The following is a 14,486-nucleotide window of genomic DNA, read 5'->3' on the forward strand; positions in this document are numbered from 1 at the left end:
GGATTTTTATTGCTGTATGTAAATTTAGTTCTTTTATAAATATTATATTAATTAAATAGTTCATCAGGGATTTGTTTGAAAGAATTTTGATTCGTAAAGAAATGAACAGCTAATTTCTCAATTGGAACATCTTCAATTGGTACTAATTTATCATTTTTAATTGGTAAAAAGGCTATTCCTTTTCCGTCCTGAATAAACTCTTCTATAAGCGAATAAGAATCTAATTGTTGAAGTTGGCGCTGAGATAAATTATTTTCTTTTAGAAATTGTATCGTCTTATTCCTAAAAGGGCACTTTTTGTCATTACTAACGAAGAAGAGTTCCTTTGAAAATTCAATGGTACACTTTTCTTTCGGTTTTAATAAGCCGATAGAAATTGAAGTGGAAAATACTTTTTTAAACGCTGTGTCCGGGTAATCCTCATAAGTAATGACCATATCAACTTTTTGTTGCTGCAGTAATTTTTGCAAATGACTACTATTTTCTACATATATTTGATAATTCCTGAAATTTTCTTTAATGCGCTTACTTACATAATTAGTCAAAATCGATTGTGACGTCGCGATTATATAAGAAGAACCACACATTTTAATTTTATCTTTCGCTTCTTCTACTAGCGTTAATATTTGATTTGTGTAGTCTAGTAAAATGTCACCAGAAGGTAATAAGGAAACGCCTTTGTTATCTCTATGTAGTAAAGGTGTTTCTAATTCTTGTTCTAATTTTTTAATTCTTTCAGTTACGTTCGGTTGAACATAACCTAATTCTTTCGCAGCTTTACTAATAGAACCTTCGCTAGCTACAGTTTTGAATATAATAAGATCATTTATTTCCATTTATCACAGCCCCTTATACGATATCATTATAAATGATACCAAACATAATTTATACCTATTTTACGCTGGCCAGTCATCGGTTTATCATTGTGTATATAAGATGGAAAGTGAGTGATAAACATGATTGGAATGCAATATAAGGTCATTTTGCCAAAGGATTATGACATGGAGATTATTAGAAAAAGGGTAGAGGATAATGGGTATAAAACGGATGGTTTTCAAGACTTAAATTTTAAAGCTTATTTAATTACTGAGGCAGATAAGGACGGAAATTTCTATAACTGTTATGCACCTATATATATTTGGAATGGTCATGAAGGGATGAATAAATTTATTTTTGAAGGGTATTACGATAATATTTTACAATCGTTTGGGTGGCAACAAATAAATATAGGTGTTCCATTAGTTGTTAATTTAAAAAATGATTTTAAGAAATGTAGATATGTTGTTGAATATGAAGGAAGTATTTCTCAAAGTGAATCATTGATTGGGACTCAATCTACCATTGTGGATCAAAAGGTAGAGAATTGTTTAGGCAATGTAATAGTATATAATCCAGATAAATGGGGATATAGTAAGTTTAATTTTTATGAAGAAAAGCCTGATATGGTAACGAATAAAGGTACTACAGTATATGAGATTTTGCACATTTCACAATGATATCTTGTTGAATGCTAAATTAAGTAAAGGGGTGAAAATATATGCCTTTTGTGAACGTTTATTATCATGAAAATATATTAAATGAAGAAGAATTGAAAAAGATAGGTGAATGTATTCATCTTTCATTAATTAAACATTTTAACATCCCTGAAAATGATTTTTTTGAAATGTTTGTACCTTATCAACAAAATCATTTTTTATATGATCCATATTATTTATTAGAAAGAGGAGAAAAGAGAACAGAGAATATGATGTATGTTTCTATCACATGTGGACCAGGAAGAACGATAAAGCAGAAACGCGATCTGTATCAGTCAATATCTTTGAGGGTTTCTGAATGTTCTAGTATAAAAAGTGCAGACATTTTTATTACACTTAACGAGACAGCCGCTGAAAATTGGTCGTTTGGTCAAGGATTGGCGCAATTGGTAAAAGTGAAGGGGGAGTGAAATGATGAATGAATCCATTGAATATTGTATTCAAGAGAAAATGAGAGAAAAGGCACCTGCATTTGCTCATTATAGTGAAAAAATATTGTTCGAGGAAGTGTGGCGAGATGACACTTTAACATTAAGAGAAAGGAGTTTATGTACAGTGTCGGTATTAATCAGTCTTGGTAATACAGAACAATTACCATTTCATTTGCGACTGGCCAAACAAAATGGAATTAAAGAAAATGAAATGATTGCATTAATAACACATATGGCTTTTTATGTTGGTTGGCCCAAAGCAGTAGGCGCTTTACATATAGCAATGAATGATATGGAAAGTTAAGAATAACGATAAGAAAGAATTCATTTAAACATGAATTCTTTCTTATCGTTATTTATGTAATACTTTAATGAGATATTTTTCACTTTTTCTCTTGCTTTTTTATCACTTGCGTAGTAAAGTGATAGTGAGATTCACGATAGGAAGTGATCAAACATGCGTGATAATACGATAGGATCATTAATATGGTTACGTTTAATACGATTTACGAACCAAAGTAATCAGATGTCAAATGAGTTTTTAAAACGTTTTGATTTAACGACTGCTCAATTTGATGTGCTTTTACAAATACGTACGTATCAACCACTAACACAAATGGAGTTAGCTGAAAAGGTAACTGTTACACAAGGCGGTATTTCTCGAATGTTAACGCGTCTTGAAAAAGAAGGATATATTGTACGAAAACAAGATTGGAAAACGAAAACAATTAGTCTGACAGAGCAAGGGGAAGCTGCCTTAGAGAAAGCATTGCCAGAGCAACTTGCATTTCAATCATCTTTTTTTGATGATGTATTGAATGAAGAAGAACAGAAAATATTATACGAGCTAATGACGAAAGTTCATAAGCACAGTGAAAAAAAAGAATTACCGAAAGAGTAATTTTTTTTACATTATCAATTGACTAATCAAGTGATGTTGTAAACAATAGAGAAAAACATTGGACTTACAAAAGTTTTTAAAAGAGAAACTAATAACACTTCATTAAAGGAGAGAGTAATGATGGAAAAATACCGTATGAATACAAGTAAAGGAATGGAGTTTGGATTATATTCAATTGGGGATCATGTTTTAAATCCACATAACGGAGAGAAAATTAGTGCTGAACAAAGAATTCATGAATTAATTAAAACAGCAAAGTTAGCGGATGAAGCTGGACTTGATGTATTTGCTGTCGGTGAAAGTCATCAAACACACTTTACAACGCAAGCTCATACAGTTATTTTAGGAGCGATTGCGCAAGCAACGAAAAATATAAAAATTGCAAGTTCAGCAACGATAATAAGTACATCTGATCCGGTACGAGTATACGAGGACTTTGCTACACTTGATTTGATTTCTAATGGACGTGCAGAAATTGTGGCTGGTCGTGGATCTCGTATTGGGGGATATAGTTTACTTGGTTATGATGTGAATGATTATGAAGAGTTATTTGAAGAGAAGATGGATCTTTTATTAAAAATTAATAAAGAGGAACATGTAACATGGAATGGACAGTTCAGAGCACCGCTTGCGCATGCATCGGTTATTCCAAGAGCTAAAAATAATAACTTACCAATTTGGCGTGCAGTTGGTGGCCCACCAGCTAGTGCGATTAAAGCAGGACGTGCAGGTGTACCAATGATGATAACAACACTAGGTGGCCCAGCTATTAACTTTAAAGGATCAGTAGATGCTTACCGTGAGGCGGCTGCTCAAAGTGGATTTAATCCAGCGAGTTTGCCAGTTGCAACAACGAGTTTATTTTATACAGCGAAAAATTCACAAGATGCACTTAGTGAATACTACCCTCACATTAATGCTGGTATGCTTACGCTACGCGGTGGCGGGTATCCGAAACAACAATTTACAAATACAATAGATTACCGTGACGCGTTAATGGTTGGTAGCCCGCAACAAATTATTGAAAAAATGCTTTACCAATATGAATTATTTGGGCAACAACGCTTTATGGCACAAATTGATTTTGGTGGCGTACCATTTGATAAAATTGAGAAAAACATCGAATTAATTGCTACTGAAATTTTACCGGCTATTAGAAAACATACAGCAAAATAAATTAAAAAATACCGAGAGTCTAATCGATTCTCGGTATTTTTTAATTTATTTTAGTTTGAAAAAATGACAAAAAAGTGAATTTTTAATCTGAAAAGAGGAGGTTATTTCCTATTTTTGAATAACAATATTTCATGTTTGAATTTTAGAAATACATTTTTATCTTGACAAAAAAACAACGAAATTATCCATTGGTTAATAGGACATTTTTTCGTGGGAAAGTCAAGTGTATAAAGAGAGGGACGATTATTTTATTGATGCAAAGATAAGTCTCATATTAAAAAAACACATTTTATCGATAAGAAAAATCTAATTCAAAAAAATACCAAAAGACATATTTCAGACAAAATGATGTCAATAATACGTCAAAAATCAGCTGAATTTACTATGCAGGTATATTATACAATTCGATTAACGAATAAAACACTACAGAAATAGTGAAAAGGTAAAAAATAGCATTAAAATAGTTTGAAAAACTGAAACTTCGTATTTTTCGACAATACATACAAAATGTTTTTGTCTTTTCGTATTTCTTAATAATTGAGCTTGATAAGATTGCTCAATTAACTTTTATTATAAAAACTATGAAGGAAGTGATTGTAGTATGGAAACGCTCGAATTGGCACGAATACAATTCGCATCAACAACGATTTTCCATTACTTTTTTGTTCCGCTGTCTATTGGTTTAGCTTTTATCATTGCGTTAATGCAAACGTTATATGTAGTAAAGGGACAAGAAATTTATAAGAAGATGACGAAGTTTTGGACGCAAATATTCCTTGTTAACTTTGCGGTAGGTGTAGTAACTGGTATTCTACAAGAGTTCCAGTTTGGTATGAACTGGTCAACCTATTCACGTTTCGTAGGTGATGTGTTTGGTCCATCACTTGCAATTGAAGGTTTATTAGCATTTTTCATTGAGTCTACATTTTTAGGTTTATGGGTATTCGGTGAGGATAAATTACCGAAGCGAATTCACCTTTTATGTATTTGGCTCCTTTCAATTGGAACAATGTTATCAGCATTTTGGATTTTAACTGCAAGTGCATTTATGCAATCGCCAGTAGGATATGAAATGGCAGCAGATGGACGTGCACAAATGAATGATTTCTTAGCGATCATTCAAAACCCACAATTATGGGTACAATTCCCGCATACCATTACAGCGGCAATTGCAACTGGTGCATTCTTTATTGCAGGTGTGAGTGCATGGAAAATAACGAAAGCGCAAGAAACGGAAGTGTTTAAAAAATCATTCCGCATTTCTATCATTGTTGGAACACTTACAACGGCGCTAGTATTATTCTTCGGTCATGCGCAAGCGCAACAATTAATTAAGACACACCCAATGAAAATGGCAGCAGCTGAAGCATTATGGAATACGAGTGAAGATCCAGCGCCATTTACAGTATTTGCGAAAATTGATGCAGAGAAGAAAGAAAATTCGTTTGAAATTCAAATCCCTTATATGCTAAGTCTATTATCATATGATAAATTTAGCGGTCAAGTAGAAGGGATGAATCAAATTCAAAAGCAATATGAAGAAAAATATGGGCCTGGAGATTATATTCCACCAGTACAAACGATGTTCTGGAGTTTTAGAGCGATGGTAATGAGTGGAACATTTATGCTTCTTCTAGGAGCGTACGGATGGTTCTTATCAAGAAAAGATCGATTAGTTGAAAAAACTTGGTATTTAAAATTAATGGTGTATGCAATTTCACTACCGTTTATCGGTAATACAGTAGGATGGATTATGACTGAAATGGGACGTCAACCTTGGGTAGTTTTCGGTGTTATGAAAACGGAAGATGCTGTATCTCCAAATGTTACGTTCGGAGAAGTGCTATTCTCTTTAGTTTCGTTCACATCATTATATTTAATTATAGGTGGAATTACAGTTTACTTATTCGTTCGTATTATTAAAGGACATGAGAATAAGAAAGCGAAACAGGATTCTCAAAGCCATGATCCATTTGATAAGGAGGATGAGTATGTTATCTCTTAATGAGTTGTGGTTTATTATTATTGCAATTTTATTCGTAGGTTTCTTTGTTCTTGAAGGTTTCGATTTCGGTGTAGGTATAGTTTCAAGGTTTTTAGGAGAAAACGATTTAGAGAAAAGAATATATTTAAATACAATTGGTCCATTCTGGCACGCGAATGAAGTATGGCTTGTTTGTGCAGGTGGCGCTATGTTCGCAGCATTCCCGCACTGGTATGCAACTTTATTTAGCGGGTTTTACATTCCGTTTGTATTTATGCTTCTCGCTTTAATTATACGAGGTGTTTCTTTTAAATTCCGTGCGAAAATAGATAATCATAAATGGAAAGGTTTTTGGGATTGGGGTATGTTTTTAGGGAGTTTACTACCTCCTATCCTTTGGGGAGTTGCCATTGCTAACTTTATGGTAGGTATTCCAATTGATGAGACTAAAAATGCTGTAGGTGGATTCTTACAATTACTTCATCCATTTGCGTTACTTGGAGGAGTTATGTTCCTTCTGTTATGTATTGTTCACGGATTGCAATTCCTTACTATACGTACAACAGGTAAGTTAAGAGAACGTGCACGTATTGCTGCGTTGAAAATTGCACCACTTGCAATTATAGCACTTCTTATTTTTGCCGGTGTAGGGTTATGGAAAACAGATATTTTCACTGGTCATGGTACAGAGTGGATTATGGTTCCAATCGGAGCTTTTGTAGCGTTATGTGCGTCAACATTATTAAACAAAAGAAGAAGAGATGGTTGGGCTTTCTTTATGACAAGTTTAACAATCATTTTACTAAGTGCAAGTGTGTTTGCTGGCATGTTCCCACGTGTCTTAATTAGCTCGTTAGGGTCAATATACGATTTGACAATTTATAATGCAGCATCAGGCGATTATGCACTAAAACTGATGACGTATTTTTCAATTGCTATATTGCCATTTGTTTTGGGAAGTCAAATATGGAGTTTCTATGTGTTTAGACAACCTGTTAAGTCAGATAAAGATTTGGAGTACTAATGAAAAGAAAAAGAGGACTTCCGTCGTATCCTGGTAGCCGCGTTTTATATGTAGTGCTAACAATCATTAGCATGTTAGAAGCTTTTAGTATTATTGCACAAACAGTGTTTTTAGCGAGGGCTATTACGTTTTTATTTCAGGGAGAAGCAGTGCAATCTATGTTAAATGAAACTGTTTATTTTGGAATCACGTTTGCAGTACGTCATTTGCTAGTTCGAATGTCACAAATATTAGTGGAACGTTTCGCTGAAAAAACAGGATCGCTACTGAGAAAACAATTAATAGAGGCGTATTTCACATTAGGTCCACGGTATGTTCAAACTGTTGGAACAGGTCATCTGGTTACCTTATCGATAGAGGGTATTGAGAAATTTAAAACATATATTGAATTAACAATTCCTAAAATGATTAGAAGTAGTATCGTACCAGGACTAATTGTACTATATGTTTTTACACTAGATATTGAGTCAGGAATTATTTTAGTTGTAACGATTCCTATCGTAATTATTTTTATGATCCTACTAGGATTAGCAGCGCAGAAAATGGCGGATAGCCAATATGAAACATATCGTGTTCTTTCTAATCATTTTGTAGATACGTTAAAAGGATTAGAAACATTAAAGTATTTAGGTCAAAGTAAACAACACGAAGGAAAGATTGAAAAAGTAAGTAAAAGATATAGAAAAGCAACGATGCGTACTTTGCGAGTTGCTTTTCTTTCTTCATTTGCATTAGATTTCTTTACGAGTTTATCAATTGCATTTGTAGCGGTCGGATTAGGGATACGTTTAATAGATGGAACAATTGTACTATTGCCAGCCCTTACGATTTTAATTTTAGCTCCGGAATACTTCTTGCCGATTAAACAAGTTGGAGCAAATTATCATGCTACGTTAGATGGACAACTTGCAATGGAGCAAATAGAAGAGATTTTACAGCGACAAAAAGAAATAGGGAAGAAAGAATCTAATGTAGACTTAATATGGAATTCAACTAGTAACTTGAAATTACAAGATGTAAAAGTAAAGAATGATGAATCTGAAAAAGCTATATTAGAGGAAATTGATTTTACTTGGAAAGGAACTGGCGCTATAGGTGTAATTGGTGAAAGTGGAGCAGGGAAATCAACGTTAATCGACGTATTAGCAGGGTTTTTAACTCCTTCAGCTGGAAAGTTGATTGTAAATGGTGTGAAAATTGACGGGGCTACTCGTGAAGAGTGGCAAAAGAATATTGCTTATATTCCGCAGCAACCTTATATTTTCCCGCTTTCATTAAAAGATAACATTTGTTTCTATGAAACAAATACAACTGATGAAGAAGTGGAAAGAGTTATGAATGAAGTCGGTCTTCGTTCACTTGTTACATCGCTTCCAAATGGAATGTACGAAAGAATTGGAGAAGGTGGGCGTATGCTGAGTGGCGGACAAGAACAACGTGTCGCAATGGCGCGAGCCCTTTTAAGTAAAAAGCCAATTATCTTATTAGACGAGCCTACAGCACATCTTGATATTGAAACTGAATTTGAAATAAAGCAAGCGATGTTACGTCTGTTTGAAGGTAAGTTAGTATTTCTTGCAACACATCGTCTTCACTGGATGAAACAGATGGATCATATTCTTATTTTAAATAAAGGGAAAATGATAGAAAGTGGAACGTATGAAGAGCTTTTAAAGAATGAGGCATTACATTTTCATAGGAAAGAGAGGGGATAGAGATGAGTAACTGGATTAAACCGTATATACAGCAAAATAAAGGTAGAATGGCTGTAACTATTTTCCTTGGTCTTCTTGGAGTTAGTTCAGGGGCGATGTTACTTTTTATTTCAGGTTATTTAATCTCTAAATCTGCTCTTAGACCAGAAAATGTAATGGCAGTTTATGTACCTATCGTTGCAACACGTGCGTTTAGTATAGGACAAGCGGTATTTCATTATGTAGAGCGTTTAGTTGGACACGATGTTGTATTACGCATATTAGAAAAGATGAGAACGAAACTATATGGGATAGTAGAGCCACAGGCGTTATTTTTCCGTTCGCGATTCCAAACGGGTGATATGTTAGGGGTATTATCCGAAGATATAGAACATTTACAAAACCTATATTTACGTACAATATTTCCTAGCATATTAGCATTAGTCGTATATAGCATATTCGTACTTGTTATCGGTACATTTGACGTAGTGTTTGCACTTATTGCAGCATGTATGTTGGCTATTATCGTTTTTCTTCTTCCATTTATATCATTACTTTTAATGAAGAAACATCATGTTACTTTAAAGCAAGGAAGAAACCGTTTGTACCAACAACTAACAGATGCTGTTTTTGGATTATCTGATTGGCAAGCAAGTGGTAGAAAAGATGAATTCATTGATAAGTATGTAGAGCAAAATGATCAGTTGTTAAAAATTGAGAAAAGAATGAAGCGCTGGAATCATATTCGGGACAGTATCATTCAATTAGTAGTAGGGATTGTAGTCATTTCAATGATTATATGGACTGGAAATGAGGCGGCAAGTGAACAGATTGCACCTACTGTTATTGCGGCTTTCGTCTTAATGACGTTATCTGTCACAAACGCGCTTATTCCTCTTTCAGATGCTATCGATCGAATTCCATCATATGTAGAATCCGCTCATCGTCTCAATCAAGTAGAAGGTAATGGTGTTTTACAGGATGAAAAGGAATTACCTAGAGATAAAGATTATATTGCATCTAAACATATAGACATTGAATTAAATCATGTATCGTATAGTTACCCACATAGTAATGAAGTTGTATTGAAAGACGTATCATTACAAATAAAAGCAGGAAAAAAAATCGCCATTTTAGGAAGAAGCGGAACTGGAAAATCTACTTTGTTAAAATTGTTAACAGGTGCACTAAGCCCATTACATGGTGAAGTTTTATTGAATAGTGAACATGCTCATACGAATCTTTTATCAAAATATATTTCTGTATTGAATCAAAAGCCGCATTTATTCGATACGACAATTGGAAATAATGTGAGGATAGGCAAACCAGAGGCAACAGATGAAGAGATATGGAAAGCTTTAGAGAAAGCACAATTAGCTTCGCATATTGCTTCTCTTCCAGATGGATTACAAACGAAAATGCATGAGATGGGAAAAAGATTTTCTGGCGGGGAAAGACAACGAGTTGCTTTTGCAAGAACGCTAATGCAAGAAGCACCAATCATTGTACTAGATGAACCTACAATCGGCTTAGATCCAAAGACAGAATTATCTTTAATAGAAACGATGTTTTCTGCAACGGAAGAAAAGACAGTAATTTGGATTACGCACCATCTTGTAGGAATGGAGCATGTTGATGAAGTAATATTCCTTGATCGTGGTCAAATTGTGATGCAAGGTAGTCATGAACAACTTCTGAAAGAAAACGAAAAGTATCGTATGCTTTATGAGTTAGACAAAGGAATATAATTTTATTAAGTATGTAATGGAAAAATAGCTACGCCTAATGGTGGAGCTATTTTTTGTTTTGAAATAAATATTCTATTCTTTTTTTGATGGATGGCAAATGTATATGATCGTTACGAATGAAAAATGAATTTCATATTATACATATAATGGAGGGGATATACGTGAAGGAGCAGTATAAAATTATTGTTTTAAGTGATGAATTATCAAAGGGGAAGATTCAAAATGCATTAGACAAAAATAAATGTAAAACAATCGTTCATGTTGTAGATGTTTCAGCCATTGTTCAAATAGAAAATTCTTTTCAATATATAGTCATTTGGAGAATGGACGCAGAAAAAATTACAAATGAATTGATAAATAGGGGCGTGCAAAGTTCAAAAATTATTAATTTAACAAAATACATGTATGAATGGAGGAATAAATTAATTTCTATCTATCAAATAAATCCGGATCTTATGTCTTTATATATTGCTATGAAAAAAGCAAAGAGTGATCCAACGTATGAATTGTTTGCGACAGGTTTATCTTACCCGCATTGTGGTATAAGTACGGAGATCCTCTCAAAAAAGTCAATAAAATTTACACTTCCATCGCAAGACCTGTACTATGATTATTTAATAGCGTCACAACTGCTATCAAACGATCATTCCTTTCAATATTGTTTGATAGGAATAGCCTATTTCTCTTTTTACTTTGACATGTCGTTATCATCTGAAGCATATAGAATTCACAAAGTATATTATCCATTGTTTCAAGATGGTCATCATACTGTAGTTCACTCTCCTCTACCCACTGATGGATTCTCCCATCTAAATACTCCGAAACCACTTCTTTCTATTTTTAATTTGCATTTTGAATATATTTTATTAGATAAACTAAAAGATGAATCATTGATACTGCCCTGGATAAATGCTGAATGGAATACTACTCCTCTTCATATTCCTTTTGAAGAACACGGGAAAATAAGAGCGGCTTCACATGCTAAATTGGCGTATCCTCAAACTTTAGTTGAAAATAAAATAATTTTTAAAAAATATTTAGAATTACTGTTAAAACATGATATAAAACCACTAATTGTTGTATTCCCAGTTACTTCACATTATTTCAATTGTAGTAGTAAGAAATTAAAAGAAGATTTTTATAAAGTTATAAATGATTTTCAAACTCAATATTCTTTTCAAATTATAGATCTATTTGATTCACCATTATTTTGTGATGATGATTTTTATGATAGTGATCATATGAATAAAAAAGGTGCAAATAAAATGTCCGCATTATTAAATATGTTTATTCAGGAACGAAAAGTATGATAATTTGTTTCATGTTTGCATAAAAGTATATAGGCTCCATACAGTTAAAGTAATGTGATTTTTGTGTCGCGTATATAAATAATATGCGAAGAGGTGAGAGAGTTAAAATGAGAACTCGTATTGAAAGAACTGAAGAGGTGGTAGAGCAACTTCCGTTGGTAAGTGTATTAATTCCTACGTATAATCGTCCTCGTTACTTTGAAAAGGCGCTATGTAGTGTGTTAGAACAAACGTACCCTAATATAGAAATTATAGTTGGAGATGACAGCACGAATGATGAAACAGAAAAAGTGTTACAAAAATACTTATGTGATCATTCAAATATTATTTATATAAAAAACAGATCAACTCTCGGACAATTTGAAAATGCGCTCATGTTATTTAATGAAGCGAACGGTGAATATATAAATTTTTTAATGGATGATGATGTATTTCATGTGAATAAAATTGAAAAAATGATGAAGTATTTTTTCGATGATTTAGATAATGAAATTAAGCTTGTAACATCTCATCGTCAAGTCATTGATGATAAAGGGAAAGAGCTACGACATATTTATTCGACTGTCCGTTTATTTGAAGAGGATACCATTATAGCGGGAACAGAATTAGGAAATAAGGTAATTGTGGATCAAAAAAATTATATTGGAGAACCGACAACAGTTTTATTTCGTAAAAATGATTTACAAGAACCGTTTGGGATTTTTGATAAGAGGCGGTATTTATGTAACGTAGATATAGCTTCATGGTTATCTTTATTAAGTAAAGGAAAAGCTGTATATATAGCAGAGACACTTAGTTACTTTCGATTACATCCAGATCAACAGTTAAATGAATCTAATAAAATGATGGATGGATTAGAAGATTTTTCACATAGTATTTTAGCAGGAGAAAAATATGGTTTCTTATCTAACGAAAAAGAGTTAGATAAAGCGATAACTAATTTTCTAGATTATGCAAGAAGGATAGTTCCATCATCAATATTATATACATTAGACTATTATCAAAAAATTAAAGAAAAGAAAATAAACATAGAAAAGAAAAAACAACATATAAATAATAATTCGCCTTTACCGAAAGTAAGTATACTGATTCCTGCGTACAATAGGCCGTATTACTTGGAATTGGCACTTAACAGCGCTCTGAATCAAACATATGAAAATATTGAAATTATTATTTCTGACGACAGTACAAATAATGAAGTCAATGCGATGATTCAACCGTATTTACGTGAATATGAGTGTATTACATATGTTAAAAATGAAACTCCGTTAGTTGCTGAAAACTTTAATAAGTGTATAGAACTTGCGAACGGGGATTATATAAACTTTTTATTAGATGATGATTTATTTCATCATGAAAAGATCGAGAGAATGATGAAATACTTTTTGACGTTAGAAAATATTTCATTTGTGACGTCTTATCGTGAACTGATTGATGAGAACGGAGAGATATTACCAGCCTCAACATTGAATATGAAAATTGCGAAAGAAACTACACTTTTTGAAGGAAAAGAGTTAGGGAATTACATATTGAAAAATTTAAAAAATATAGTGGGTGAGCCGACAACTGTTCTATTTAATCGAGATATGTTTGAAGGGAAGTTTGGGTATTTTAAAGGGAAGGCTTATTCTGCTATTAATGACATTGCAACTTGGTTAGATATGATGAGGAAAGGGAAAGTAGTTTATATAAAAGAGCCTCTTAGTTATTTTAGACAACATAGTGGACAAAATCAAAAACAAATGCATTTTATTTTAATGACAATTGACGAATGGATTGAATTAATTATAGATGCATATAATAGTGGTTTTTTAAGTTCTGAGAGGGATTATAAAGAGAGCCTATCTTATTGTTTAGAAAATGCAGGATTTATAGTTAAAGATGCAGTAAGAAATGGAGAACTAGATCAAATTTATAATGAAAAGATTAAAAAAGGATTAAACAAGCTAGTTGCTCATATATTTGAGAAAGAATCTTGTTATTGTCAATATTGCAATCAACAATTTGAAAAATTTTTACCTTGGCCAGCACATTATGATTTTCCGAAATATAAATTTGAGATGTGGAATAAAGATACAGGGATATGTCCAGTTTGTAGTTCAATGGATCGTGAAAGATTGTATCGTGCGTACATTGAAACGGAAACGGACTTGTTAAGTAGAAAATACACCATGCTTCATATTGCACCTGAAGCGAATGTAAGGGATTGGTTTAACGAGTATAAAAATATTACGTATGTATGTGGGGATATAGAACCAAAGGATCCATTAATGAAGGAAATTGATGTTACAAGTATTATATATGATAGTAATACGTTTGATGTAATTTTATGTAGCCATGTATTAGAACATGTTCTTGACGATGATAAAGCAATGCGAGAGTTATATAGGGTTTTAAAACCAAATGGATGGGGAATTATTCAAGTACCAATCGTAATGAATGTAGATTCTATTATAGAGAATAAATTAATTGTAACACCACAATTGAGAAAATTAGCTTTTGGTCAAGAAGATCATGTGAGAATTTATAATCAATCGGGATTCATTCAACGATTAACGAATGCAGGATTTAAGGTGGAATTATATAACATAGCTGAAAGACAAGGAATGAAAAGTGCGAGGAAATTTGGATTATCTGAAACAGATATGCTCTATATTGTCCGAAAATGATAGGAAGGAATAAA

Annotated in this window: 12 protein-coding genes; 11 read left to right on the top strand and 1 reads right to left on the bottom strand. The window is 32.9% G+C overall.

Going from position 1 to position 14,486, the window contains the following annotated elements; genetic code table 11:
• Nucleotides 1-47 precede the first annotated feature (47 nt).
• Nucleotides 48-836: a LysR family transcriptional regulator gene (locus MR070_RS07165; protein ID WP_242260930.1), complete on the bottom strand. Its 789-nt coding sequence runs from the start codon at nucleotides 834-836 to the stop codon at nucleotides 48-50.
• A gap of 120 nt (nucleotides 837-956) precedes the next feature.
• Between MR070_RS07165 and MR070_RS07170 the strand changes: the two genes are divergently transcribed.
• From MR070_RS07170 to MR070_RS07220, 11 genes are all read left to right on the top strand, one after another.
• Nucleotides 957-1,496 carry a DUF4865 family protein gene (locus MR070_RS07170; RefSeq protein WP_000579912.1) on the top strand — a complete coding sequence of 180 codons (540 nt, stop codon included), beginning with the start codon at nucleotides 957-959 and terminating at the stop codon, nucleotides 1,494-1,496.
• Nucleotides 1,497-1,537: 41 nt separating this feature from the next.
• On the top strand, nucleotides 1,538-1,945 hold the full coding sequence (locus MR070_RS07175; RefSeq protein ID WP_001117246.1) for a tautomerase family protein: 408 nt from the start codon (nucleotides 1,538-1,540) through the stop codon (nucleotides 1,943-1,945).
• A gap of 1 nt (nucleotide 1,946) precedes the next feature.
• Nucleotides 1,947-2,270 carry a carboxymuconolactone decarboxylase family protein gene (locus tag MR070_RS07180; RefSeq protein WP_000980847.1) on the top strand — a complete coding sequence of 108 codons (324 nt, stop codon included), beginning with the start codon at nucleotides 1,947-1,949 and terminating at the stop codon, nucleotides 2,268-2,270.
• Nucleotides 2,271-2,423: 153 nt separating this feature from the next.
• Nucleotides 2,424-2,867, top strand: a complete 444-nt coding sequence (locus MR070_RS07185; RefSeq protein WP_001205516.1) for a MarR family winged helix-turn-helix transcriptional regulator — start codon at nucleotides 2,424-2,426, stop codon at nucleotides 2,865-2,867.
• Between the two features lie 120 nt (nucleotides 2,868-2,987).
• Nucleotides 2,988-4,043 carry an LLM class flavin-dependent oxidoreductase gene (locus MR070_RS07190; RefSeq protein ID WP_242260932.1) on the top strand — a complete coding sequence of 352 codons (1,056 nt, stop codon included), beginning with the start codon at nucleotides 2,988-2,990 and terminating at the stop codon, nucleotides 4,041-4,043.
• Nucleotides 4,044-4,644: 601 nt separating this feature from the next.
• Nucleotides 4,645-6,048, top strand: a complete 1,404-nt coding sequence (gene cydA, locus MR070_RS07195) for a cytochrome ubiquinol oxidase subunit I (RefSeq protein WP_242260934.1) — start codon at nucleotides 4,645-4,647, stop codon at nucleotides 6,046-6,048.
• A complete protein-coding gene (gene cydB, locus MR070_RS07200; protein ID WP_000950061.1) occupies nucleotides 6,035-7,051 on the top strand; it encodes a cytochrome d ubiquinol oxidase subunit II in 1,017 nt (338 codons plus the stop codon). Before cydA ends, cydB begins: the two co-directional genes overlap by 14 nt.
• Nucleotides 7,051-8,766: a thiol reductant ABC exporter subunit CydD gene (gene cydD / locus MR070_RS07205; protein WP_242260936.1), complete on the top strand. Its 1,716-nt coding sequence runs from the start codon at nucleotides 7,051-7,053 to the stop codon at nucleotides 8,764-8,766. Before cydB ends, cydD begins: the two co-directional genes overlap by 1 nt.
• Before the next feature lie 2 nt (nucleotides 8,767-8,768).
• The gene (gene cydC, locus MR070_RS07210; protein WP_242260938.1) at nucleotides 8,769-10,493 is read left to right on the top strand and encodes a thiol reductant ABC exporter subunit CydC; all 1,725 of its coding nucleotides are present in this window, start codon (nucleotides 8,769-8,771) and stop codon (nucleotides 10,491-10,493) included.
• Nucleotides 10,494-10,654: 161 nt separating this feature from the next.
• Nucleotides 10,655-11,803: a hypothetical protein gene (locus MR070_RS07215; protein ID WP_044790403.1), complete on the top strand. Its 1,149-nt coding sequence runs from the start codon at nucleotides 10,655-10,657 to the stop codon at nucleotides 11,801-11,803.
• 107 nt (nucleotides 11,804-11,910) lie between these two features.
• The gene (locus MR070_RS07220; protein WP_242260940.1) at nucleotides 11,911-14,472 is read left to right on the top strand and encodes a glycosyltransferase; all 2,562 of its coding nucleotides are present in this window, start codon (nucleotides 11,911-11,913) and stop codon (nucleotides 14,470-14,472) included.
• The last annotated feature ends 14 nt before the right edge of the window (nucleotides 14,473-14,486 follow it).

It is taken from the genome of Bacillus cereus group sp. BfR-BA-01453 (assembly GCF_022662915.1).
Taxonomy (GTDB): Bacteria; Bacillota; Bacilli; order Bacillales; family Bacillaceae_G; genus Bacillus_A; species Bacillus_A paranthracis.

Excerpts from the sequence above, each read along its gene's own strand:
- MR070_RS07220 (WP_242260940.1), top strand. The coding sequence starts at position 11,911 with ATGAGAACTCGTATTGAAAGAACTGAAGAGGTGGTAGAGCAACTTCCG.
- cydD (WP_242260936.1), top strand. The coding sequence starts at position 7,051 with ATGAAAAGAAAAAGAGGACTTCCGTCGTATCCTGGTAGCCGCGTTTTA.
- MR070_RS07190 (WP_242260932.1), top strand. The coding sequence starts at position 2,988 with ATGGAAAAATACCGTATGAATACAAGTAAAGGAATGGAGTTTGGATTA.
- MR070_RS07180 (WP_000980847.1), top strand. The coding sequence starts at position 1,947 with ATGATGAATGAATCCATTGAATATTGTATTCAAGAGAAAATGAGAGAA.
- cydA (WP_242260934.1), top strand. The coding sequence starts at position 4,645 with ATGGAAACGCTCGAATTGGCACGAATACAATTCGCATCAACAACGATT.
- MR070_RS07175 (WP_001117246.1), top strand. The coding sequence starts at position 1,538 with ATGCCTTTTGTGAACGTTTATTATCATGAAAATATATTAAATGAAGAA.
- MR070_RS07170 (WP_000579912.1), top strand. The coding sequence starts at position 957 with ATGATTGGAATGCAATATAAGGTCATTTTGCCAAAGGATTATGACATG.
- cydB (WP_000950061.1), top strand. The coding sequence starts at position 6,035 with ATGTTATCTCTTAATGAGTTGTGGTTTATTATTATTGCAATTTTATTC.
- cydC (WP_242260938.1), top strand. The coding sequence starts at position 8,769 with ATGAGTAACTGGATTAAACCGTATATACAGCAAAATAAAGGTAGAATG.
- MR070_RS07185 (WP_001205516.1), top strand. The coding sequence starts at position 2,424 with ATGCGTGATAATACGATAGGATCATTAATATGGTTACGTTTAATACGA.
- MR070_RS07165 (WP_242260930.1), bottom strand. The coding sequence starts at position 836 with ATGGAAATAAATGATCTTATTATATTCAAAACTGTAGCTAGCGAAGGT.